Here is a 23,668-nt window from a genome sequence, read left to right on the forward strand (position 1 = left end):
TCATGGAGAGTACAAAGGAAAGAAATACCCTTAACATAACGGAAAATGCTCATTTAGGCGATATAAATTTATTAGTAAAACTTAACGACCATTCACAGGTCGCACTTACATATAAAAATACAGTTGAAAATCATGATCAGGATCAGCTTGGCAACTATAAAAATCTTAACCATCATTTTTCCGATCAAGATGAGAAAATCTCTTTAACGCTACAACTGAAAGTGTATAACGAAATCACTTTTGCCTATATAGATGCAAAAATTAAAAATGAGAGAATCCAAGGCAGGCATCAATATTTTTCCCCGGAAAACAGCATTACTATCAGGGTCGGGAAGCTTGGAGTTATTCAAGGTTTAATGGCGAACTACCAGCATAAAGATTGGTGGACTCGTCCGTACTTTGGTCATGAAATTTCAAAGCTGCCTGATAGAACTCAATCCTTGCTATGGAAATCGGAAGATAATTTCCATTACTTATTACCGGTTGTAGATAAAGATTATCGAACAGATCTTGCTGGCGATGGGGATGGGCTTACTATTAAATTGTCATCCTATGCTGGTGGATTTGATAGCTGCAAAACTTTGGCTTTTGCACTTGGTGTTGGCAATAATCCGTTCAAACTTTCCGAGAAAACGATAAAAACTACACTACATGCTTTAAGATTCCCAACACTACCTCGTGAAGAGAAGCGTTATCCTGAAACATTAGAATACCTTGGATGGTGCAGCTGGGATGCCTTTTACCATCGGGTGAGTGAAACAGGAATTATTGAGAAAATGAAGGAGCTGAAGAAAAAGGAGCTGCCTGTAAAATGGGTGATGATTGATGATGGTTGGCTAGATGTTGAAGAAAACCGCCTTCGCTCTTTTGAAGCTGATAAGGAAAAATTTCCTGATGGCCTTCAGTCCGTTGCCAGTAAATTAAAAGAGCAATACGGTGTAAACTGGGTCGGGGTATGGCATACATTAACCGCCTACTGGGGCGGCATTCACCCTGATAGCGACTTGGCAAAAACAATGGAAGCGTCCCTTTATAAAACGAATAGTGATAAATTGATACCGAATCCAGATTCCAGTAAAGGATTTGCTTTTTGGGATACATGGCATAATAAGCTAAAAAAAGAGAGTATAGACTTTGTGAAAGTTGACAGTCAAAGTGCAGTAAATAATTTTATGATGTACCACGATTCCGTCGGTAAAACCGCCCGCGGAGCCCATGCAGCATTAGAGGCGTCAGTCGGCATTCATTTTGACCAAAGTATCATTAATTGCATGGGGATGGCAGCGGAGAATATTTGGAACCGCCCAATTTCAGCTATTTCTAGAAACAGTGATGATTTTGTTCCCGGGGAGGAAATCAGCTTTAAAGAGCACGCACTGCAAAATGCTTACAATTCCTATTATCATGGCCATTTTTATTGGGGAGATTGGGATATGTATTGGACCATGCATGAAGAGGATGTACAAAATGCTGTTTTAAGAGCGATCAGTGGCGGTCCAGTCTACTTTAGCGACCGTGTAGGTGAAACAGATACATCCAAAATTTGGCCCCTAATTTTAAAAGATGGACGAATTCTGCGTGGTGATCAACCTGGTCTTCCAACGGCTGACTGTTTATTTACGAATCCGAATGAGGAAACCGTACCTTTGAAGGTCTGGAATACAACGAATGAAGCTGGAATTATCGCTGCCTTTAATATCCATTTAAAAGGTGAACAAGTGAAAGGAACCATTTCTCCATCAGATGTTCCAGGGCTTACCGGAGATAGATTCGCAGTTTACGATTATTTTAATGAAAAAATATCGATATTAGAATCGAAAGAAAGCTTACAACTTTCACTAGAAAAAGAAGCTGTTCAATTATTTTTAATTATTCCTTTAACCGGAAAAATAAATCCGCTCGGTTTAATAAATAAATATTTAGCACCAAAAACCGTTACGAAACAAATTGTGTATGAACATAAGACAGTGATTCAGTTAATCGAAGGCGGCGTGTTTGGATTTATTTCAACAGAGAAACCAATAAAGGCAAAGATCAATGGTTTTGATGCGGAAATTCGCAACAAAGCTGGTGGCTTCTATACAATTGATTGCTCAGAACATCAAAAGGAAGTTGTTCTAGAAATAACTCACGGCTAACCTGCTGGAGGTTGCTGGAAATTATATTACAAATCGGAGTGTGTTTCATTTGATTATTGGCTTTCATACAGCAAATTATTTTGCTCGAGCAACAAATTATCAAGCAAGCATGGCGACATGGGCTGAAGCGGAACGCAAAGTTATTGAGAATTTTAGTCTTCCTGAATTCGATAGAATTTGTAGGGATATTGCTGCAGTCGGTTTCCAACATATTGAGCTATGGATGGGGCACGCCTTCCCTAAATTCATGACTCCATATTTAGCAGATGAATTAAAATCAATTTGGAAAAAACACGGATTATATGTTTACTCTTATTCCTGCTCTCTTGGCGATCCGGTTAGGTATCCGAAGTGGGCCCGTCTTTGCTTTGAAACAGCAGAAATGCTTGGAATTGAGATGATTACGAGCGGACTTTCAAAAGAAGCAGCCCCTGTAATATATGCCATGTGCACTGAATATCAAATAAAGGTTGCAGTCGAAAATCATCCGGAAAAACATCCCGATGAAATTAAAGCTGTCATAGGTGACTACGGCGACCTCATGGGTGCAGCGGTTGATACAGGATGGTTCTCTACACAAGGATTTTCAGCCTCGGACGCAATTCGCGAGTTGCAAGATGTACTTTTCCATATTCACTTAAAAGATGTAAGTGAAGTCGGTGAACATAATCCTGTAGCGCTTGGGTCAGGAATTGTGGATATTGAAGAATGTGTGAAAACGTTAAAAGATATTGGATATAACCAGGCGCTCTCTATCGAGCAGGAAACAGGGAAGTATAACCCGACCAAGGATTGCGCCATAGCACTTAATAGAGTGGGGAAAATGTTAAATACTCAAGTGAAAATACAGCCTTAAAGGCGGGAATGAACAATGGTGAAAATCGCATTAGTTGGTACTGGGTGGCAAGGTCAAGGACACTTGGCAACACTGAAAGAGCTTGAAAATGTCCACTTGGTAGGTGTCTGTGATTTAAATGAGGAAATGTTACAGAAAGCAACAAGTAAATTTGGCATTAAAGGCTTTAACAATTATGTAAACATGCTGGAAGAGACCAAACCTGAGGGTGTGATCATTTGTACCCCTCCGGAAATAAGGGAGAACCTTGTTAGAGAGGCCGCCGAAAGAGGAATCCATTGTTTTATCGAAAAACCACCTGCTAGAAATATCGACTCAGCTAAAAAAGTGGTTAGTATTTTGGAGAAAACAGGTGTCATCAATAGTGTCGGATTCATGTATCGGTATAGTCCTGCGGTAGAGTATACAAAACAAATCATTCAAGGCAAAAGGATTGCGTTGGTTCGCAGCGCCATGCTTGATGGGCTCGCGCTTCGCCCCAACTGGCCACGATGGTTTTTTGATAAAGAACGTTCAGGAGGTCCAGTATTTGATCAAGCTATACATATCTTTGATTTATGTAGATATCTTCTCGGTGAGGTGGATCGTGTAACTGGATATCAAGATAATCTTGTAGTTCCAAAAGCTGATGACTTTACAGTTGAGGATAGCTTGACACTATCGATGAAATATAAGAATGGTATTTTACAAAATCATCTTCATTCTTGGTCTTATCCGGATGTTTTTACGCAAATAGAGCTTTATTCCGATGAGCTAAATTTGACACTTGATCTAGTAAAAGGACGCGTGAGTGGACAGGTAGACGGTGAGGTTGTATTTTTTGAATCTAATGAAGATCCATTATATCGATTGGAATTGGAAGCATTTATCAAGGCGATTTCAGAAAACAATCCTAAGTTAATACTTTCATCTTATAAAGATAGTATTCTTTCACTTTCATTTGCGATAAAAGCCATGGAGGCTCTTGAAAATTGATCATTAGGGTGGTGAAAAACTATGAAACAAATCTCTCAAAATCTATTCCTTTACGAAGATACATGTAATGTCTATGTCATTCGAAGCGGAGATCAAGGGATCCTAATCGATTTTGGAGCAGGGGATGTAATGGCGCATCTCTCTTCCATTGGCGTTAATCAAGTAACGGATATCCTTATGACCCACCATCATCGCGATCAAGCACAAGGACTTGATGCCGCTGTAAAAAAAGATATCCGAATTTGGGTACCACATACCGAGCAAAATTTATTTCATTCTGTTAACGAACATTGGAAAGCAAGAGAGATTGATAATAACTATAATATGAGACAGGATCGATTTTCACTTTTACAATCTGTTTCTTTATACGGTACGTTAAAGGATTATTCCACGCATCATTTAAACGGAATTAAGTTTACTATTTTGCCTACACCAGGTCATACAATTGGATCAATCACCATTTTAGCGGAAATTGATGGGATGAATGTAGCTTTCACTGGAGATTTAATTTATGCACCAGGGAAGGTTTGGTCGATGTCTGCAACACAATGGTCGTATAACGGAGGAGAAGGCATTGCATTAAGTGTACTTTCGTTACTTGACTTGAAAGATAGAGACATTGATATTCTCCTTCCGTCCCACGGTCAAGCGATGATTCGTCCAATTGAAGCTATCGACCTTTTGATTGATCGTTTTACGGAATTAATGAAGGAACGCAAACAAAATCCACGGCTTTTTCACTTAAAAGAGAAGCCTTATAAACAAATTACGCCGCATTTATTGCAAAACCAAACGAGCATGGCCAATTCATATGTTTTATTATCAAATACAGGGAAAGCTTTATTGATCGATTTTGGCTATGATTTTATTGGAGGGATGGCGGCTGGGGCTGATCGTGCTTCAAGAAGACCTTGGCTGTATACACTTAACAAACTTAAAGAGGACTTTAATGTCGAAAACATTGATGTTGTCATTCCGACTCATTATCATGATGACCACGTTGCGGGAATGAATATTTTAAGAGATGTTGAGGGAACACAAGTATGGTGCCCAATCAACTTTTCAAATATATTGGAAGAACCAAAAAAATATAATTTGCCGTGTCTATGGTATGACCCGATTAAAGTGGACAAAACACTGCCACTTAACAAAAAAATCAGGTGGGAAGAGTACGAATTTACTTTATATGAGCAGCCCGGCCATACGCTATATGCAGTCGCTATTGCTTTCGAAGTGGACGGGAAACGAGTACTAGCAATCGGGGATCAATATCAAGGCGATGGGGACGAATATAATTACGTATATGGTAATGAATTTCGTATCAACGACTATATTGACAGTGCTGACCTATACAAAAGCTTGAAACCTGATCTTCTCATCTCCGGTCATTGGGATCCAGTTCAAGTGACAGAGGGATACCTCCAAAAAATAGCGGAAAAAGGAAAAAACCTGGAGGAGCTTCATCGAGATTTATTACCGTTAGAGACGATTGATTTTGGTGCTAATGGGTTTGGTGCTACTATTGAGCCTTACCAATCAATAGTAGAGGCTGGAGAATCCTTTTCGATAACAGTAGAAATAAAAAACCCGTTTCAAGACGAACATATGGTTACGGGAACAATCATTACACCGAACGATTGGCAAATTGAAAATAATAAGTATGGTGAAAAAGTAGCTGGAAACATGACGGCTAATTTTACGGCGACCATTACAGTTCCTAAGGGAGTGATCGCATTTAGAGAAAGAATTACTGTTGATATAACTGTTGGAAATCAACATTTTGGTCAGCATGCTGAAGCACTTGTTTCTATTATTAATTAGGAAAGCAGAAAGAGGGGCATTTAATGATTCTGGCAGAGCGCCGCAGGGTGATAAGGGATTTACTTAAAAAAAATAAAAGTGTAAAAGTCTCCGGTCTTGTGGAATTACTTCATGTTTCCGAAGAGACCATTCGTCGAGATTTAGCCCAGCTAGAGAAGGAAGGAATAGCAGAAAAAAACTACGGAGGAGCTATTTTAATAGAAGAAACTCCAAATAGTCAAATCATACTTCCTGTAGATGAGCGGAAGTTTCAATATGCAGCAGAAAAAAATGTCATTGGTGAAACAGCCGCTCAATTGGTAAACAAAGGGCAGATTGTCATTATCGATGCAGGTTCTACAACATGGCACGTTGCTAAAAATTTCCCCGATCAAGCAAATTTAACTCTGATTTCAAATGCGATTGATGTTGCCGAAGAATGTAGCAAGGATGAAACCGCATCGATCTACTTATTGGGAGGAAAGTTGCGGAGGAATTCAATGAGTCTTGTAGGCCCCCAAGCGGAAGTTGAATTGCAAAATTATAATGCTGATTTTGTCTTTTTAGGTACTTCGGGCATCTCACTTAGACATGGATTTACAAGCTCCGATTTATATGAAGCTGAAATTAAACGCGCGATGGTCTCTGCAGGGAAGAAAATAGTCGTCGTCGCTGACCATAGTAAATTCGAAAAAGCTGGACTAACCTCATTCTGCAGTTTCGAACAAACGGATATATTAATTACAAGCGACCGAGCTGATCAGGGTGTTTTAAGTGAAATTAAAAAAAGAGGTGTAGAGGTGATTATTGCACCTGTCAAAGAGTGAAATTGAAGAATTCCCAAGCTAGCCCCATCATATGGAGGCTAGCATTTTTTGACAATTATATATTCATTGACTTCAAGAGTTTTGAGTGATAGATTAATTCTTATGTGAATGCTTGGAATTAAGAATAGTCACATAGAATGCATTAATTACGGGGGGAACAACATGAGAAAGGGAATACATAGTTTACCTATTATACTACTTGCATTACTGCTTATTTTGGCAGCTTGCTCGAACGGGAATAAAACATCGAACGAATCTGAAGGGGCAAAAGACAATGGTGTGCCTAAAGATGGAGGAACGATCACCATTGCAGTTGCCGATAATCCGCAAGTAATGAATCCGCTTTATGCAAATGACCGGGTTACACTTACGATTCAGCAGGCGCTTTATTCAGCGTTATACCATTTGGAAAATGGCGAAAAAAATTACGTTCTTGCCGAAAGTTTTGAACCTTCGGAAGATCAGCTTAGCTGGACATTGAAGCTAAAAGATAATCTGAAATGGCATGACGGTGAAAAAATTACAGCTGATGATATTATTTTTACTATAGATTCTATTCTTGATGAGAAACAAAATAGCTCTATGCGCGGGAGCCTGATCTTTAATGGGAAACCGGTTAAAGTTGAAAAAGTGGATGAACTGACTGTCACATTTACATTGCCTCAAGTTAGTGCTTCATTTGAAGGGGCTTTAAATGACTTCTTCCCAATTCCTAAGCATGTATTTGAAAAAGAAGCAGACTTGGAGAAGAGTGAAAAGAACCAAGCACCAGTTGGATCAGGTCCATTCAAATTCAAGGAATTTAAAACCGATGAATATGTTGTGTTAGAACGTTTTGATGACTATTTTGCAGGTAAAGCAAAACTAGATTCTATCGTCTATCGTGTAGTAAAAGATCCGAACACAGCAAATATTGCACTACAAAAAGGCGAAATCAACATGCGTTTAATTGAACCGCAAGATTTCAAGAAACTTCAAGATACAGACAAATTCAATATGGTGACATTTCCGGAAGGTAGACTTTTCTATATGGCTTTTAACTTAAAGAGTGAAGCTGTACAGAAGAAGGAGTTAAGACAAGCAGTGGCTCATGCATTAAATAAAGAAGAATTGATTCAATCGGCCTTCGTTTCCGGAGATTTTGCAGACCCGGCAGCATCCATTTTAACACCAGACACATTGCATCATACCGAGGATATTAAGCAGTATGATTATAATCAAGACCAAGCAAAAGAATTGCTTGCAAATGCAGCGATAAAAGAAAATCATAAGCTGCGCATTATCTATGCAAATAATAATAAAATCATGGAGAGCCTTGCTCTTTATTCACAACAAAAACTTGAAGAAATTGGCTTAAAAGTCGAATTGACACCAATGGATCCAAGTGCTTATGGCCAGAAAACATTAGACATGGATACAACTGATTATGATATCAGCTTCGGTGGCTACATTATGGGACCAGAACCTGATGTATATAAAACATTATTCCAAAGTGATGCTGCTTATAATTTTGCCCGCTATAAAAATGCTGAGTTTGATGGTTTATGGGAGCAAGCAGCAGTTGAAACCGATAAAGAAAAGCGCGCTGAGCTTTACAAACAAATACAAGAAACAGTAGCTGAAGATGTTCCTTACCTGCCACTAGCCTATCCAAAAGCAATCCTTGCTGTAGATAAGAAGTTTGGCGGAATTGAGGAAGCGAAAGCAATTCCAGTCACGATGGTGGAAGATTTAAGTAAAATATATGAGATAGAATAGTCTTTGAGTAAAGATACTGTCCCGTAAATGCCAGGCTCCTACTTGCCCCATCCTAATATAGTATTCGTTTCTAATACTGTATATGGTGCAAATTGGTGCCTGGTTTTTTATCTTATTACTTAATCCATGCTTAGGAGGAAGAAATGAAAAAAGTCATTGCAAAAAGGCTATTAAATGCGATTCCGCTCTTATTTATGATTTCAATCATTGCATTTTTGCTCATAAAAATGGCGCCTGGAGATCCTGTTCGAAGCTTTGTAACGCCAGACATGAACCCTGATGATGTTGAGCGGATACGTAAGAGCTTAGGCCTGGATAAGCCGGTCCATATTCAGTATTTTCTATGGTTGCAAAATATTCTTACAGGTAATTTTGGTTACTCCATCGTCAGTAAACGCCCTGTATTAGAGATGATTGTAGAACGGCTCCCGGCAACGATGGGGTTAATGGGTGCATCCTTGATTGTTTCCTTGATTTTGGCGATTCCCATTGGATTGTATACAGCAGTCAAAAAGAATTCATTGTTTGATAAATTCGCTAATTTTCTTTCTTATATCGGCATTTCGATTCCTATTTTCTGGTTTGCATTAATGCTGATATATTTATTTTCCCTTAAATGGAACCTACTGCCGAGTATGGGGATGAGAACAGTAGGTGTTTCATCAGCATGGGATGTTATGAAGCATGGGATTTTACCATGTTCAGTTCTCGCTTTTCAAAATATATCTGTCTACATGCGGTATATAAGGTCAAGTACCATTCGTCAGCTTGATGAGGACTACGTCCAAATTCAGTATGCATATGGAGCGACAAGAGATCGGATTCTCTTTCATCATGTTCTGAGAAATGTATTATTGCCGATTATTACGATTATTGGTTTATCGATACCCAGTCTGGTAGGCGGGGCTTTTATTACGGAGACTGTTTTTTCCTGGCCAGGTCTTGGATTACTAGGGGTTACTTCTATTTTTAGTTTTGATTACCCTGTCATCATGGCAATCACACTCTTCTCATCCATTATGCTCGTCATTGGGAACTTGGTTGCTGACATTTTATATAGTGTAGTTGATCCGCGGATACGGTTGAGGGGGTAAAACAATGAATATACGCAGATGGAATAACGTAAAAAATGAATTATTTAAAAATAAATTTGCTTTGCTTGCTCTAATCACGTTGATTATATTTACTGCTGCATCCGTGTTTGCCTTTTTATCACCCTTTGACCCAAACAAAATGTCGGTGATGGATCGCCTTCAGTCTCCAAGTGGTGGCCATATTTTCGGTACAGATGATTATGGTAGAGATTATTTTACACGTGCATTATACGGCGGGCGTGTTTCACTTGCCGTAGGCTTTTTATCCATGGCTGTTGCAGTAATCGTTGGAACCGCTGTTGGTACAATTAGCGGTTATTTTGGAGGGTGGATTGATAATCTGCTAATGAGGTTTGTTGAGGTTTTGATGTCCATTCCATCATTCTTTTTAATGCTTCTTCTTAATGCTTATATGAAACCTGGAATTACAACCCTTGTCCTGATTATTGGATTAATGACATGGATGGAAATCGCAAGGATTGTTAGATCGGAAACATTATCTGTGAAGGAACGAGAATACGTAATGTATGCAAAAGCATCAGGACAATCATCTTTCTTCATAATCTTTAAACATATTGTTCCAAACATAGCCTCAACTATTATTATTGCCGGGACATTAAATATTGCAACTGCTATTTTGATGGAATCTTCCCTCAGTTTCCTAGGTTTGGGTGTACAACAGCCCAATTCATCTTGGGGAAGCATGCTTAATAATGCCCAAGGATATATTGGCGATGTATGGCATTTAACATTGTTCCCGGGTTTTCTAATCTTGCTGACTGTCCTGAGCTTTAATGTTTTGGGAAATGTCCTTCGTGTTGCATTTGAACCAAAGGGACAAAAACAATAGAAATGAACGACATCTAGATGGGAGGGAACGATATGGCAGAAACATTGTTGGAAGTAAAAGATTTAAAAACATCATTTTTCACGGAAGCCGGCGAAGTGCAAGCCGTAAGAGGAGTAAGCTTCACTTTAAAAAAAGGAGAAGTATGTGGAATTGTTGGTGAATCAGGAAGCGGAAAGAGCGTGATGGCAAAATCCGTCATCTCTCTTATTCAGCCGCCCGGGAGAATTAAAGAAGGAAAAGTAAATCTAAAGGGTGAAAATCTTTTAGTAAAATCTCAAAAGGAACTCCGTACAATTCGAGGCAATCAAATCGCTTTGATTTCCCAAGATCCGATGTCAGCAATGAATCCGGTAATCAAAATTGGCAAACAGCTGACAGAGGTAATTACCCGTCATCAAGGGCTTGGGAAAAAAGCAGCCGAAGCTTTAGCTGCTGGCTTACTTCGTCAAGTAGGTATTTCATCTCCGGAAGAAAGATTAAAGCAATATCCTCACGAACTAAGCGGAGGGATGAAACAGCGTGTGATGATTGCCATGGCGATTTCATGCCGACCAGAATTATTGATAGCGGATGAGCCAACGACTGCTCTTGATGTTACCATTCAAGCACAAATTCTCGATATTATGCAAGATTTGAGAAGTAAGAATGATATGGCCATGTTATTAATTACCCATGATCTCGGAGTTGTTTCGCAAAATTGTGAGAGAGTGATAGTCATGTATGGGGGCCTTGTCATGGAAGAGGGACCTGTAAAAGAAGTTTTCCAACACCCGAAGCATCCTTATACAGAAGGTTTGCTTCGCTCGTTGCCTAGAATGACCAATGGTGTAAAAGAACGACTCATTCCAATCCAAGGTACTCCTCCAGATTTATTGGACCCGCCAAAAGGATGTCCTTTTGCCGAGCGCTGTCCATATACAATGGGGATTTGTAAAGAGCAGATGCCACCCCATTTTAAGATCGGCGATGATCGATCCACAATGTGTTGGCTAGAAGATCAAGAAATCAAGAAAAGAGGGGATATGAATGAGTGAGAGCAAGACGTTAGTCGATGTTCAAAATCTAAAAAAATATTTCCCTGTGAAAAGTAGTATTTTCAGAAGAGAGCCACAGTATTTGAAAGCTGTAGATGGGATTAGTTTTACCATTCAAAAAGGGGAAACGCTCGGTCTTGTTGGTGAATCTGGATGCGGAAAATCAACCGTTGGAAGAAGTATTATTAGATTGTATGATCCAACTTCAGGAAGTGTCATTTTTGATGGTACTGATATTACTACTTTAAATGAGAGAGAATTAAAGAAATATCAACGTCGGATGCAGGCTGTTTTTCAAGACCCTTATGCATCGTTAAATCCAACGATGAATGTATTCGAGTTGATTAGCGAACCGATGAAGATTCATGGTTCACAATCTGTTCAGGAAAGAAAAGAATTCATTTTAGACTTGTTGGATAAAGTCGGATTGAAGTCTGATCACTTATATCGATATCCGCATGAATTTAGCGGTGGTCAAAGACAAAGAGTAAGCATTGCAAGGGCTCTTTCAGTCACACCTGAATTTATCCTTTGTGATGAGCCTATTTCAGCTTTAGATGTATCTGTCCAAGCGCAAGTAGTGAATATGCTTGAGGATATTCAAAAAGAAACAGGTGTGACATATTTATTCATTGCTCATGATCTATCTATGGTCCGCCATATTTCAACAAGAATCGGTGTGATGTACCTTGGTAATCTAGTAGAAATTGGCGGAAGCAATGAGGTTTACACGAATCCACTCCATCCATATACCCAAGCATTATTATCAGCTATTCCTGAAACTGATACAGTAAACGAAAAACGTGAACGGATTATTTTAAAAGGAGAAGTGCCGAGCCCGCTTCATTCACCATCTGGATGCAAGTTTCGTACAAGATGTCCACATGCAATGAAAGTTTGTGCGGAAATCGTACCACCGATGATGGAAATTGAAAAAGGTCATCAAGTCGCTTGTCATCTATATGGAAATTAACGAAAGTGGGGATATAGTTATTCATGGAAAAGGTTAAACTGGCCCTGAATTATGCTTTGATGATTGAAATGGCCTGCAAGTATGGCTACGGAGATTTGGAGTTTTTACAATTGCTTGAAAATCGAGAAGTCCATAAGTTACAGGAAATAGGCGAAGGAATTCCTGACTGGGAGACTTTGATTGATTACTATCACGATCATCGTGAGAAAATTGAGGAAGCGATCCAAACAGGATATCAAATCACTTTCTTGACTAAAGGTGCGTTGAAGTCTCTTCTTAAAATTAAATTTAGTTTGGTAGAAAATCAACATTTTCTGGATGCCGGCGATTATTTAGACGAAGTTGATTTATCTAATGAAGCTCTAGAAGAATTGCGTGGGATGTTGGCGGAAAACTGGACAATTGTTGATAATGCTAAAAGTAATGTATCTATCGAATTGACTTACAATCAGAAAAGTAGTTAACTATTTTGTCAAAGCTATATGACAAAACCCGGCGAATAGTAGAGTATACTATATCGTATATGAGGCTCCTATTTGCTGGGGAAATAATGGAGAGAGGAGGTATTATTATGGCGCTAACAATTTATTCATATCCTACTTGTGGCACATGCCGGAAAGCAAAGAAATGGTTGGAGGATCATCAAAAAGATTTTCAAGAATTACATATTGTTGAAAATCCACCTTCGCGAGACGAGATTGAGGCATTATATAGAAGCAGTGGACTTGAATTGAAAAAAATGTTTAATACGAGTGGAAAAAAATACCGCGAACTCGGGTTGAAAGATAAGATTCGTGATGCATCTGAAGATGAACTGCTTGATATACTATCTACCGATGGAATGCTGATGAAAAGGCCGATTGTAACTGATGGAAACAAAACGACGGTAGGCTTCAAAGATTCAGAGTTTGAGCAGGTTTGGGGCAGTCCTCAATAATGTAAACAGGAATCTTGATTTAATCTAGGTCTTTATGTACATTGGTATTAGACAATTTTATGGAGGGGTTTTTATATGAATTTGCCAAAAGAACTTCGTTATTCCGACGAGCACGAGTGGGTAAAAGAAGAGGGAGAAAAGGTTAGAATCGGTATCACTGATTTTGCTCAATCAGAGCTAGGAGATATTGTTTTTGTTGAGCTTCCAGAAGTTGGCGATGAAGTAACTGCAGACGAGCCATTCGGAAGCGTTGAGTCTGTTAAAACCGTTTCTGAACTATACGCTCCGCTTAGTGGAAAGGTAGTAGCGGTAAACGAAGATCTTGAAGACAGCCCAGAATTTGTAAATGAGTCTCCGTATGAAAAAGCATGGATGATTGTCGTGGAACCATCTGACAAAAGTGAAATGGACAATCTTATGTCTGCCGAAGATTATGAGAAAATGACAACTGAGGGATAATAAATGATGCACCTGGGCGATGCGCCAAGGTGCATTTTTAAGTAAGGTCTGGAGTTGATGTTCAGCCATGGAAAAAGTAATCATTGTCGAAGGCTTATCTGATAAAAAACGGGTGAAGAATATTATTAGTGAACCCATAGAAATCATTTGCACCAATGGAACCATCAGTCTGACGAGAATGGATGAGCTTATCGAGGAGCTTGATGGGAAAGACCTATATATTTTGGTCGATGCTGATGCTTCTGGGGAAAAGCTGCGGAAACAATTCAAACGAGAATTTCCACTGGCACGGCATATATACATTGATCGTACATACAAAGAGGTGGCCACTGCGCCTTATGCACATCTTGCCTCTATATTGCTGAGGGCTAATATTAACATCAATTCAGAATTTCTTAAAAAAGGATGAACTTTTTCTTATGAACGATTGGTCTAAAGAGGACATTATGGCTATTTTTGATAATAAGAAATCAGCGGTCCTTTATTTTTACACACCATTATGCGGCACATGCCAAGTCGCTGGTAGAATGATGGACGTTGTAGAACAATTGATTCGCGATATTTCATTTGGAAAAACGGATTTAAATTATATGCCAGAAATCGCTGAACAGTTTTCGATTGAAAGTGTACCGTGCCTGCTAGTAGTAAAGGAAGGCCATATATCAGAAAAGATTTATGCGTTTAAATCTGTTCCCTATTTATATGATCTTATTAAGCGCTATATTTAGTAGTAATTTGCTATTGTCGAAAAAGGCGGATAATTGTCATTGACGAATTGAAACTTACATGTTAAAATCACATTTATACAATTAGCTGACTAAAAATTTAATATCTTTTTGCTCTTATCGAGAGAGGTGGAGGGATGTGCCCTATGAAGCCCGGCAACCGTCACATGTTGAAATGGTGCCAATTCACACAAAGTGTAAAAACTTTGATAGATGAGAGGAAGGATTGTATTTCACAATGCCTTTCTGCTCATTTATGCAGAAAGGTATTTTTATTTTTAAGGAGCCTACTAATCGAGGTGAAGATAAACATGGGAGAAAAATCAGCGGATTGGGATGTAGCCGTCATCGGGTTAGGCTCAATGGGAAGTTTTGCATTTTGGCAGCTTGCACGTATGGGAATAAAGGTGGTTGGATTTGATCGCTATAAACCCGGACATGATCATGGGGCAGGTCATGGTGAATCGAGAATTTTCCGGACGGCATACGGTGAAGGTGTTGAATATGTTCCCTTACTAAAAGAAGCTAGAGGACTTTGGCGTGAATTGGAATCTGAGACCGATACAGAGCTTTATGTAGAAACTGGCGGGACTATGTTTGGACCTAAGGAAGATGAATTTATCATTACTGTTCAAGACAGTGTGAAAAAATATCATCTTACACATAAAGTTTATGAACCGTCTGAGGCTAAGCAAATTTATCCGCCAATTAACTTTCAAGACAATCAATTAGCTGTTTTTGAAGAATTGGCAGGGTATGTAAAACCTGAACTGGCAATTGAAACTGCGGTAAAACGAGGAATAGAATTAGGTGGAACAGCTTTTACAGAACATCCTGTAACTGAAATTGAACCTGATACAGATCGCGTAACGATTAGATGTGGAGACAAACAAATTAGAGTGAAAAGGGTAATTGTTTCCGCCGGTGGCTGGACTTCTAAACTTCTTCCGGAATTGAATCTACCTCTTTCAATCGAACGTCAAGTGTTAGTTTGGTATAATGCTAGGAATCCCGAATTATTCGCACCAGAAAAGTTCCCGATCTTCTCTAGGGTAAGTAAAGGAAGAGGGTTTTACGGTTTCCCGTCACTAGATGGTAAAACAGTAAAGGTGGCATTCCATCATGGCGGTGAAATAGTCGATCACCCAGAGCAGGTGGATCGTATTATTCATGAAAGTGATCTCGCACCTCTGACAGAGAAGGTGAAAAAATATTTGCCGGACTTGATACCGGAACCTGTTAGGGCAAAAACATGTTTTTATACAAATACACCAGATGAACATTTTGTTTTAGGTTTTGCACCGGGGATGCCAAATATAGTCCTGCTTGGTCCGATGGCTGGACATGGATTCAAGTTTGCTCCAATAATGGGGAAGATTGCCGCCGAATTATCTACTAATCAAACTCCATCATTAGAGATCAGCATGTTTGACCCAAGTCGTTTTAAAAACACAAAAAAATACTAAATAGAAACTGAGGGATATCACGATGAAAAAAATATTTACGGTAATTTCATTAGGACTTATATTATTACTAGCTGCATGTGGATCAAATGGTAAATCCGAGAAGAATGTAGTCAAAGTTGGAACGAGTACAGCAGAAGCGCAAACTTGGAATCTAGTAAAAGATCTTGCAAAGGAAGAAGGAATTGAACTCGAAATCGTAAAAATCGACGATTATGTTCAGCCGAATCTTGCATTAGATAGTGGCGAAATTGATATTAATGCCTTCCAAACAGTTGTTTATTTTGATAACTTTAAAGCAGAACGCAAGCTTGATTTATCAGCGATTGGAACGACTAACATTTGGCCAATGGGAATATATTCAAAAGAAATTAATGATTTAAATGAACTAAAAGATGGAGACCAAGTCATTATTCCGAAAGATCCTACTAACTTAGGAAGAGCACTTTTACTAATGGAAAAAGCTGAATTAATTACATTGAAAAAAGGTTTTAGTGGGGCTGGCGGTGTTGAGAATGTTGAAGAGAACCCGAAAAACTTAAAAATTACAACAGTAGATTCAGGGCAAACAGCACGCGGTCTTGATGATGCTACACTTGCCATTATTAACTCTGACAAGGCTATCGCTGCAGGATTAAACCCTACTAATGATCCTGTTTTCAGAGAAGATGCAAGCAATAAAGCTTATGTAAATATAATCGCTGCCCAAACGAAAAGAAAAGATGATGAGACATTAAATAAAATTGTGGAAATTTTTCACTCTGATAAAGTGAAGGAGTTTATCGAAGAAGAATTTAAAGGTGCTGCCGTGCCGGTGAGAGAGCCAATTTCTTTCTTGGATGACTACAAACAAAATTAATATGATATTATTACTCTTTAGCCTGTTTTCTAAAAACAGGCTAAAGTTATGAAGAAATGATGATTTTTCTTGTTTATTTCTTTGTGGTAAAATTGTACCGCATATAATTAGTCTATTAAGATTAGCTAATGAAACTATATTTTAATGAAGTAAGGAGATATATACATGCTTCTACTAGATAATGTTCATAAGGTATATGGGAAAAACAAAGAGAAGAAAGTCGAAGCATTAAAAGGCATTAACCTCTCTGTGAATAAAGGTGAAATTTTTGGAGTTGTAGGCTTTAGTGGTGCCGGAAAAAGTACATTAATCCGCTGTGTGAATTTGTTAGAGCGGCCAACTTCTGGAAAAGTATTAATTAATGGTATCGATTTACTGTCACTTTCTAAAAAGGAATTGCGTAAGCAAAGAAAGAAAATAGGAATGATATTTCAACAATATAATCTTTTACATTCTAAAACAATCTTTCAAAACGTAGCCATGCCGCTTATTTTGGATGGTAAGCCTAAACAGTATATTAAAGAAAAGGTTACTGAGCTATTATCCTTTGTTGGCTTGGAAGATCGGATGTCACATTATCCTGAGCAGTTATCTGGTGGGCAAAAGCAAAGAGTAGGTATTGCACGTGCGTTAGCGACTGATCCAGATATTCTTTTATGTGATGAAGCCACTTCTGCACTGGATCCTAGTACGACGGAGTCAGTATTAGATTTATTACGCAAAGTCCGGGACGAATTTGAGGTTACTATTTTAATGATTACACACGAGATGAATGTTATTAGAGATATTTGTGATAAAGTCGCTGTCATTGAAGGTGGAGTAATTGTTGAACAAGGATCAGTCATCGATGTTTTTACTGAACCTAAGACTGGTATTGCCAGAAGTTTTGTACGGACAATTTTAAACGATGATACACCTCATTCTATAAAAGAATTAATTAAGGCGAATTCAGGTAAAACGTACCGTATCATCTTTAAAGGAAATTCGACGAATATACCACTCTTATCTGATACAGCAAAAAACTTTTCAGTGGATCTTAATGTATTTCATGGTATGATCACGGAACTTCAGGGAATTCCCTTCGGAAACTTACTTGTTAATATGAATGGAGACAGCGAAGAAATTACCCGTGCCATTCAATTTATGAAGGATCGAGAAGCGATTGTAAAGGAGGTAACTCATGATGCACTTTGAGCCATGGTTCTGGCCTGAGTTTTTTTCTGCCATCAACGATACGCTTTATATGGTGATTGTTGGCCTTATTGTTTCGATTTTCATAGGCTTACCCATTGGTGTAATATTAGTTGTAACTAGAGAAGGCGGTATTATAGAAAATAAGGCTTTATATAATATTCTTAATGTGATAATTAATATTTTCCGCTCTATTCCGTTTATTATTCTCCTAGTTGCTATCATTCCATTTACGCGGTTAATTGTCGGGACATCGCTCGGAACAACTGCCGCAATTGTACCGCTTGTTCTTTATACGGCTTTTTATATTGCACGGCTAATCGAGAATTCCCTTCTTGAAGTTGACCACGGAACAATTGAATTGGCCCAGGCGATGGGTGCGACACCGTGGCAAACGATTTGGCGGTTCTTGCTTCCAGAAGCCTTAAGTTCTATTGTCCTGGCACTAACTGTTGCAACAATTGGTTTAATTGGAGCTTCTGCGATGGCTGGAGCCGTAGGTGCTGGAGGAATAGGGGATTTAGCCATTACTTATGGATATAATCAGTTCAAAACTGAAATCATGGTGATTACTGTCATCACGCTCATTGTGATGGTTCAGCTCGTTCAATCACTTGGTAATCTTATTTCTAAAAAAATTCGCAGGAAATAGCGAATCAAAAAGTTCCGAGGTTTATTCGAACCTTCAGACTGTAGACAAACTCGGGAAAACGAGTTGTTTACAGTCTTTTTATATTGGATAGAGCAGGTTTTCCGAAGCTTACCGCTCGCTTTCCGCGGGGCGAGCGCCGAGCCGCTTCGTCGCTGCGCTCCTGCAGGGTCTCGGCTGTCTCGCTTATCCCGCAGGAGTCGAGCGGATGCTTCTCCAAACCAATAAAGTAGTATATTTTTCTTTTCTGAATCACAGCTTTAACAATACCATCTACCACGCGTGCGGAATGATTCTCTGGTATTAGTACTTCAATATCAAACATCATTTAAATTTGACGGATGTTATAAGGTTTGAAAGTAGGGGCTAATTCTCTTTTAGGGTTCTTTTTTTCTCAGTCTCTGGAAGAAGTTCCATTTGGATGTTATCATTTTTATTCGTGATCATTTAATTGCTGATAAAAATCGTCCCTTTCTTAAATGGTGTGTGGCAACTTTATTTTATTAAAAAGGATGATTTTTTTGTGTTCTTTTCTAAAAAAAATGGCTAGTTCTAAGCCCGTCTTTTATATGTTGCACTCTGTTGATTGGAGCGGAAGGCGCGAAGACTCCTGCGGGAGTACGGGGCAGGGGAGACCCCGCAGGAGCGAAGCGACGAGGAGGCTCCCCGGCACGCCCGCGGAAAGCGAAGCGCCTGGAGTGGAAATCAACAGACCCATTTAACTAACCGAAAAATTTAAAATAAGAGGGGGCTACCAAAGGTCAGTTACCTGACTTTTGGGCAGCCCCCTTTTGTCGATAATCTGAAAGTTCCAGGTTTATCCGGAACTTTTTGTTTTATTTATTTTCATTAGGGAAAAGAGATACAGATGATTTAAACCATCGAGGGCTTATAATCAGAAAGGATTGGTTTTTATTAATACGCTAGACATCCAGTATACGAATGGAATGGAAAAGGCGATGCACGGGGCGCACGGAGTTGGCTATGAAACTTATAAACAAAAGCACGAGATGAGAATGAAAATAGAAAAAAGCCGGGAAGAAGAATACTTGAAATCCCAAAGACTGATATCCGATCTTGAGCGAAAAATTCATACTTGATAATAGACGATGCTTTTACGAAGACAAGGCTGGTGCGAATCGCGCCAGCCTTTTGGTATTCTAATGTTTAACGAGGTCAGCGTAATTCTGTCCTAGTTGATAATAATTTTAATATGGTATAAGATAATAATGAGAATAAATTGAGAATGAACTCAACAAAATAAGAAAATCACTTTCTATATAACGGAGGTATGATCATGGCTTCAACACTAACTATCAAAGATCTTCATGTGGAGATCGATGGAAAAGAGATACTTAAAGGTGTAAACCTTGAAATAAAAGGTGGAGAAATCCACGCAGTAATGGGTCCTAACGGTACCGGGAAATCTACTTTGTCTGCAGCTATTATGGGACATCCTAAATATGAAGTAACAAAAGGTTCAATCCATCTTGACGGTGAAGACGTACTAGAAATGGAAGTTGACGAGCGCGCTCGTGCAGGTCTTTTCCTTGCTATGCAATATCCAAGTGAAATTAGCGGTGTAACAAATGCTGAATTTTTGCGTTCATCCATTAACTCTCGCCGTGAAGAAGGAAAAGAAATTTCTCTTATGAAATTTATCCGTGAAATGGATAATAAAATGGAATTACTTGAAATGGATCCGAATATGGCTCAACGCTATTTAAATGAAGGATTCTCAGGTGGAGAAAAGAAACGTAATGAGATTTTACAATTATTAATGCTTGAACCAAAAATTGCCATCCTTGACGAAATTGACTCAGGTCTTGATATCGATGCATTGAAAGTAGTTTCAAAAGGAATCAATGAAATGCGCTCAAGCGATTTCGGTTGCTTAATCATCACTCACTATCAACGCCTTCTTAACTATATCACTCCTGACCATGTTCATGTCATGATGCAAGGACGTGTAGTTAAATCCGGCGGTCCGGAATTGGCTCAACGTCTAGAAGCAGAAGGATATGATTGGATCAAAACAGAACTTGGCATCGAAGACGAAACAGTTGGTCAAGAAGCATAAGGTTAGGGGGATTAAAATGACAATTGATACGAAAATGACAATAGATCAGGAGTATGTCCGCAGTTTTTCTACGGAAAAAGGCGAACCAAGCTGGCTTACAGAGCTTAGAGTACATGCTTTAGGTCAAGTGGAAGAACTATCCTTGCCAAAACCAGATAAAACAAGAATCACTAATTGGAATTTTACAGAATTTGCAAAGCACGCAGCGCAAGGCTCTGTTTTCCAATCACTTACAGAGTTACCAGAGGCTGCAAAATCTGCTGTGAACGTAGATGAGACTAATCAGAATTTGTATATTCAGCACAATCAGACTGCTGCATTTTTGTCGCTTTCTGACGAACTAAAGCAGCAAGGTGTTATTTTTACCGATATTTTCACAGCAGCTAAAGATCATAGCGAATTAGTTCAAAAATACTTTATGACTGATGCTGTAAAAGTAAATGAACATAAGCTAACAGCATATCATGCAGCATTAATGAACGGTGGCGTATTCCTATATGTGCCGAAAAATGTTGAGGTAAAAGACCCGATTCAAGCAGTATACATTTTGGATGATAAAGAAGCGGCTACGTTCAATCATGTGATTGTTGTTGCTGAGGATAACAGTTCCGTTACTTTTGTAGAAAACTATATTTCTACAGAAGATGAAGTAAGCGGTATTGTTAATATTGTTTCTGAAGTCATCGCTGGCAATAATGCGAACATTGTATATGGTTCAGTTGACACACTAGCTAAAGGTTCGACAGTATATGTGAACCGCCGCGGTGTTACTGGCCGTGATGCTCGTCTTGACTGGGCGCTAGGCATGATGAATGAAGGAAATACAATCTTTGAAAACACGACAAATCTAATTGGTGACGGATCAAACAGTGATGCAAAAACAGTTGTGGTTGGTAAAGGAAAACAAACGCAAAACTTCACAACGAGCATCGTTCACTTTGGGAAGAATACGGAAGGCTTTATCTTGAAGCACGGTGTTATGAAGGATCAAGCATCTTCCATTTTTAATGGAATTGGAAAGATTGAGAAAGGTGCTTCAGGAGCTAATGCTGTGCAAGAGTCACGCGTATTAATGCTAAGTGAAAAAGCTCGTGGAGACGCAAACCCCATTCTTCTCATTGATGAAGATGATGTAATGGCAGGTCACGCAGCTTCTGTAGGACGTGTGGATCCAATGCAGCTTTACTACTTGATGAGCCGAGGCATTACAAAAGCTGAAGCAGAACGCTTGATTATCCACGGATTCCTTGCGCCAGTAGTAGAAAAACTTCCAATTGAAGCAGTTAAGCGTCAGCTAATTGATCTAATTGAAAGGAATTTACGCTAATGAATGTTGCAGAGGTGCGCAAACAATTCCCAATACTAGACCAGGATGTAAACGGGCATCCGCTCGTTTATCTGGACAGCGCCGCGACCTCACAAAAGCCTGTGCAGGTAATCGAAGCAATAGATGCGTATTACCGTGAGTATAACTCGAATGTGCACAGGGGTGTCCATACTTTGGGGACAAGAGCGACAGATAAATACGAAGGAGCACGTGAAAAGGTCCGTAAGTTTATCAATGCCGCTTCAACAGAAGAAATCATATTCACTAGAGGGACAACAACAGCTTTGAATACGGTAGCCGCAAGCTACGGGCGAGCCAACCTTAGTGAAGGTGATGAAATTGTCATTACCTATATGGAACATCACAGCAATATTATCCCATGGCAGCAGCTTGCTCGTCAGACTGGTGCTGAGCTCAAATATTTACCTCTGCAAACAGATGGGACAATTGATCTTGAAGACGCTCGTAAAACAATTACTGCGAAAACAAAAATTGTTTCCGTCATGCATGTTTCCAATGTGCTTGGCGTCATCAATCCTATTAAAGAAATTGCTGCGATTGCCCATGAAAAGGGAGCGGTAATGGTAGTGGATGGTGCACAGAGTGCGCCTCACATGAAGATTGATGTTCGTGATCTAAACTGTGATTTCTACGCTTTTTCTGGCCATAAAATGTGTGGCCCAACAGGAATTGGCGTCCTTTATGGAAAGAAAGAACATTTAGAGAAAATGGAGCCGATCGAGTTCGGCGGAGAAATGATTGATTTTGTAGGTATGCAAGAATCTACATGGAAAGAACTTCCGTGGAAATTTGAGGCGGGAACTCCTATTATTGCAGGTGCAATCGGACTTGGTGCCGCCATCGATTTTTTAAATGAAATAGGTCTCGATCATATTTTGGCACATGAACATCAGCTTGCTGCATATGCACTGGAAAAGATGTCCACCATTGATGGTCTGACTATTTTCGGGCCAAAAGAAGCTAATAAACGTGTTGGTGTTATTACTTTTAATATGGACGATGTTCATCCACATGATGTAGCTACAGTCCTTGATGCTGAAGGTATTGCAGTTCGTGCAGGCCATCACTGTGCACAGCCGCTCATGAAATGGCTGGATGTATCTGCAACAGCAAGGGCAAGCTTTTATATATATAACACAGAACAAGACATTGATAAGCTTGTGGAAGGGCTTGTCAAAACAAAGGAGTATTTCACGAATGTCTTTTAATAACCTAGATACCCTTTACCGCCAAGTAATTATGGATCATTATAAAAACCCGCGAAACAAAGGCAGCCTGGAAGATGGCAGCTTGACAGTCGATATGAATAACCCGACATGTGGAGACCGGATCCATCTGACGATGAAGGTGGAGGATGGGAAAGTAACGGATGCAAAATTTGATGGTGAAGGCTGTTCCATTTCGATGGCATCTGCATCAATGATGACACAAACCATTATTGGGCAAGAAGTGGATACTGCCTTTAAGCTTTCACAAATTTTCTCCGATATGATTCAGGGGAAAGACTTTGCTGAAGATGAGAGCCTTGACCTGGGTGATATCGAAGCACTACAGGGAGTATCCAAATTTCCAGCTCGTATTAAATGTGCAACACTTGCATGGAAGGCGATGGAAAAAGGATTAAATGAACCACAATAGGTGAATGGAGGAAT

At 39.3% G+C, this 23,668-nt stretch carries 25 protein-coding genes and 1 riboswitch; of the genes, 24 read left to right on the top strand and 1 reads right to left on the bottom strand.

Annotation, left to right across the window (positions count from 1 at the left end):
* Positions 1-2: 2 nt before the first annotated feature.
* From KHA88_RS14110 to KHA88_RS14200, 19 genes are all read left to right on the top strand, one after another.
* The gene (locus tag KHA88_RS14110; protein WP_213122251.1) at positions 3-2,138 is read left to right on the top strand and encodes a Sip1-related alpha-galactosidase; all 2,136 of its coding nucleotides are present in this window, start codon (positions 3-5) and stop codon (positions 2,136-2,138) included.
* A 40-nt stretch (positions 2,139-2,178) separates the two neighbouring features.
* Positions 2,179-2,994, top strand: a complete 816-nt coding sequence (locus KHA88_RS14115; RefSeq protein WP_213122252.1) for a sugar phosphate isomerase/epimerase family protein — start codon at positions 2,179-2,181, stop codon at positions 2,992-2,994.
* Positions 2,995-3,009: 15 nt separating this feature from the next.
* On the top strand, positions 3,010-3,969 hold the full coding sequence (locus tag KHA88_RS14120) for a Gfo/Idh/MocA family protein (protein ID WP_213097987.1): 960 nt from the start codon (positions 3,010-3,012) through the stop codon (positions 3,967-3,969).
* Between the two features lie 21 nt (positions 3,970-3,990).
* Positions 3,991-5,790, top strand: coding sequence for an MBL fold metallo-hydrolase (locus tag KHA88_RS14125; protein ID WP_213122253.1), 1,800 nt, complete (start codon positions 3,991-3,993; stop codon positions 5,788-5,790).
* A 23-nt stretch (positions 5,791-5,813) separates the two neighbouring features.
* A complete protein-coding gene (locus KHA88_RS14130; protein ID WP_213122254.1) occupies positions 5,814-6,596 on the top strand; it encodes a DeoR/GlpR family DNA-binding transcription regulator in 783 nt (260 codons plus the stop codon).
* A 162-nt stretch (positions 6,597-6,758) separates the two neighbouring features.
* The gene (locus KHA88_RS14135; protein ID WP_213122255.1) at positions 6,759-8,354 is read left to right on the top strand and encodes an ABC transporter substrate-binding protein; all 1,596 of its coding nucleotides are present in this window, start codon (positions 6,759-6,761) and stop codon (positions 8,352-8,354) included.
* Between the two features lie 143 nt (positions 8,355-8,497).
* On the top strand, positions 8,498-9,448 hold the full coding sequence (locus tag KHA88_RS14140; RefSeq protein ID WP_213122256.1) for an ABC transporter permease: 951 nt from the start codon (positions 8,498-8,500) through the stop codon (positions 9,446-9,448).
* Between the two features lie 4 nt (positions 9,449-9,452).
* On the top strand, positions 9,453-10,298 hold the full coding sequence (locus KHA88_RS14145) for an ABC transporter permease (protein ID WP_213108054.1): 846 nt from the start codon (positions 9,453-9,455) through the stop codon (positions 10,296-10,298).
* A 32-nt stretch (positions 10,299-10,330) separates the two neighbouring features.
* On the top strand, positions 10,331-11,332 hold the full coding sequence (locus KHA88_RS14150; RefSeq protein ID WP_213122257.1) for an ABC transporter ATP-binding protein: 1,002 nt from the start codon (positions 10,331-10,333) through the stop codon (positions 11,330-11,332).
* Entirely contained in the window at positions 11,325-12,305 is a 981-nt protein-coding gene (locus tag KHA88_RS14155) for an ABC transporter ATP-binding protein (RefSeq protein WP_213108056.1), read from the top strand. The genes KHA88_RS14150 and KHA88_RS14155 overlap by 8 nt, the downstream gene beginning before the upstream one ends.
* Before the next feature lie 23 nt (positions 12,306-12,328).
* On the top strand, positions 12,329-12,769 hold the full coding sequence (locus KHA88_RS14160; protein ID WP_213097979.1) for a hypothetical protein: 441 nt from the start codon (positions 12,329-12,331) through the stop codon (positions 12,767-12,769).
* Between the two features lie 107 nt (positions 12,770-12,876).
* Positions 12,877-13,242: an arsenate reductase family protein gene (locus KHA88_RS14165; RefSeq protein ID WP_213097978.1), complete on the top strand. Its 366-nt coding sequence runs from the start codon at positions 12,877-12,879 to the stop codon at positions 13,240-13,242.
* A 75-nt stretch (positions 13,243-13,317) separates the two neighbouring features.
* Entirely contained in the window at positions 13,318-13,701 is a 384-nt protein-coding gene (gcvH, locus tag KHA88_RS14170) for a glycine cleavage system protein GcvH (RefSeq protein WP_213097977.1), read from the top strand.
* A gap of 67 nt (positions 13,702-13,768) precedes the next feature.
* On the top strand, positions 13,769-14,110 hold the full coding sequence (locus KHA88_RS14175) for a toprim domain-containing protein (RefSeq protein ID WP_213097976.1): 342 nt from the start codon (positions 13,769-13,771) through the stop codon (positions 14,108-14,110).
* 10 nt (positions 14,111-14,120) lie between these two features.
* Positions 14,121-14,429 carry a thioredoxin family protein gene (locus KHA88_RS14180; protein WP_213122258.1) on the top strand — a complete coding sequence of 103 codons (309 nt, stop codon included), beginning with the start codon at positions 14,121-14,123 and terminating at the stop codon, positions 14,427-14,429.
* A gap of 111 nt (positions 14,430-14,540) precedes the next feature.
* Positions 14,541-14,646, top strand: a riboswitch (SAM riboswitch).
* 91 nt (positions 14,647-14,737) lie between these two features.
* A complete protein-coding gene (gene solA, locus KHA88_RS14185; RefSeq protein WP_213122259.1) occupies positions 14,738-15,892 on the top strand; it encodes an N-methyl-L-tryptophan oxidase in 1,155 nt (384 codons plus the stop codon).
* 22 nt (positions 15,893-15,914) lie between these two features.
* On the top strand, positions 15,915-16,748 hold the full coding sequence (locus tag KHA88_RS14190; protein WP_213122260.1) for a MetQ/NlpA family ABC transporter substrate-binding protein: 834 nt from the start codon (positions 15,915-15,917) through the stop codon (positions 16,746-16,748).
* A 165-nt stretch (positions 16,749-16,913) separates the two neighbouring features.
* Positions 16,914-17,942 (top strand): methionine ABC transporter ATP-binding protein, encoded by a 1,029-nt coding sequence (locus KHA88_RS14195; RefSeq protein WP_213122261.1) that lies wholly within the window; start codon positions 16,914-16,916, stop codon positions 17,940-17,942.
* Complete coding sequence (locus KHA88_RS14200; RefSeq protein WP_430413657.1) at positions 17,929-18,591, top strand: methionine ABC transporter permease; 663 nt, start codon at positions 17,929-17,931, stop codon at positions 18,589-18,591. Before KHA88_RS14195 ends, KHA88_RS14200 begins: the two co-directional genes overlap by 14 nt.
* Positions 18,592-18,658: 67 nt before the next feature.
* On the opposite strand, the gene KHA88_RS14205 is transcribed toward KHA88_RS14200, so the two are convergent.
* Positions 18,659-18,916, bottom strand: a complete 258-nt coding sequence (locus tag KHA88_RS14205) for a hypothetical protein (RefSeq protein ID WP_213122262.1) — start codon at positions 18,914-18,916, stop codon at positions 18,659-18,661.
* A gap of 577 nt (positions 18,917-19,493) precedes the next feature.
* Here KHA88_RS14205 and KHA88_RS14210 point away from each other — a divergent pair.
* The 5 genes from KHA88_RS14210 (at position 19,494) to sufU (ending at position 23,654) form a co-directional block, all read left to right on the top strand.
* Entirely contained in the window at positions 19,494-19,688 is a 195-nt protein-coding gene (locus tag KHA88_RS14210) for a YuzK family famiily protein (RefSeq protein ID WP_213098964.1), read from the top strand.
* A 194-nt stretch (positions 19,689-19,882) separates the two neighbouring features.
* Positions 19,883-20,668, top strand: a complete 786-nt coding sequence (sufC, locus tag KHA88_RS14215; RefSeq protein WP_213098879.1) for a Fe-S cluster assembly ATPase SufC — start codon at positions 19,883-19,885, stop codon at positions 20,666-20,668.
* A gap of 16 nt (positions 20,669-20,684) precedes the next feature.
* Entirely contained in the window at positions 20,685-21,995 is a 1,311-nt protein-coding gene (gene sufD / locus KHA88_RS14220) for a Fe-S cluster assembly protein SufD (RefSeq protein ID WP_213097971.1), read from the top strand.
* Positions 21,995-23,224, top strand: a complete 1,230-nt coding sequence (locus tag KHA88_RS14225; RefSeq protein ID WP_213122263.1) for a cysteine desulfurase — start codon at positions 21,995-21,997, stop codon at positions 23,222-23,224. The genes sufD and KHA88_RS14225 overlap by 1 nt, the downstream gene beginning before the upstream one ends.
* A complete protein-coding gene (sufU, locus tag KHA88_RS14230; RefSeq protein WP_213097969.1) occupies positions 23,214-23,654 on the top strand; it encodes a Fe-S cluster assembly sulfur transfer protein SufU in 441 nt (146 codons plus the stop codon). The genes KHA88_RS14225 and sufU overlap by 11 nt, the downstream gene beginning before the upstream one ends.
* Positions 23,655-23,668: the final 14 nt, after the last annotated feature.

The sequence above is a fragment of the Lederbergia citrea genome (assembly GCF_018343525.1).
Lineage (GTDB): Bacteria > Bacillota > Bacilli > Bacillales > Bacillaceae_C > Lederbergia > Lederbergia citrea.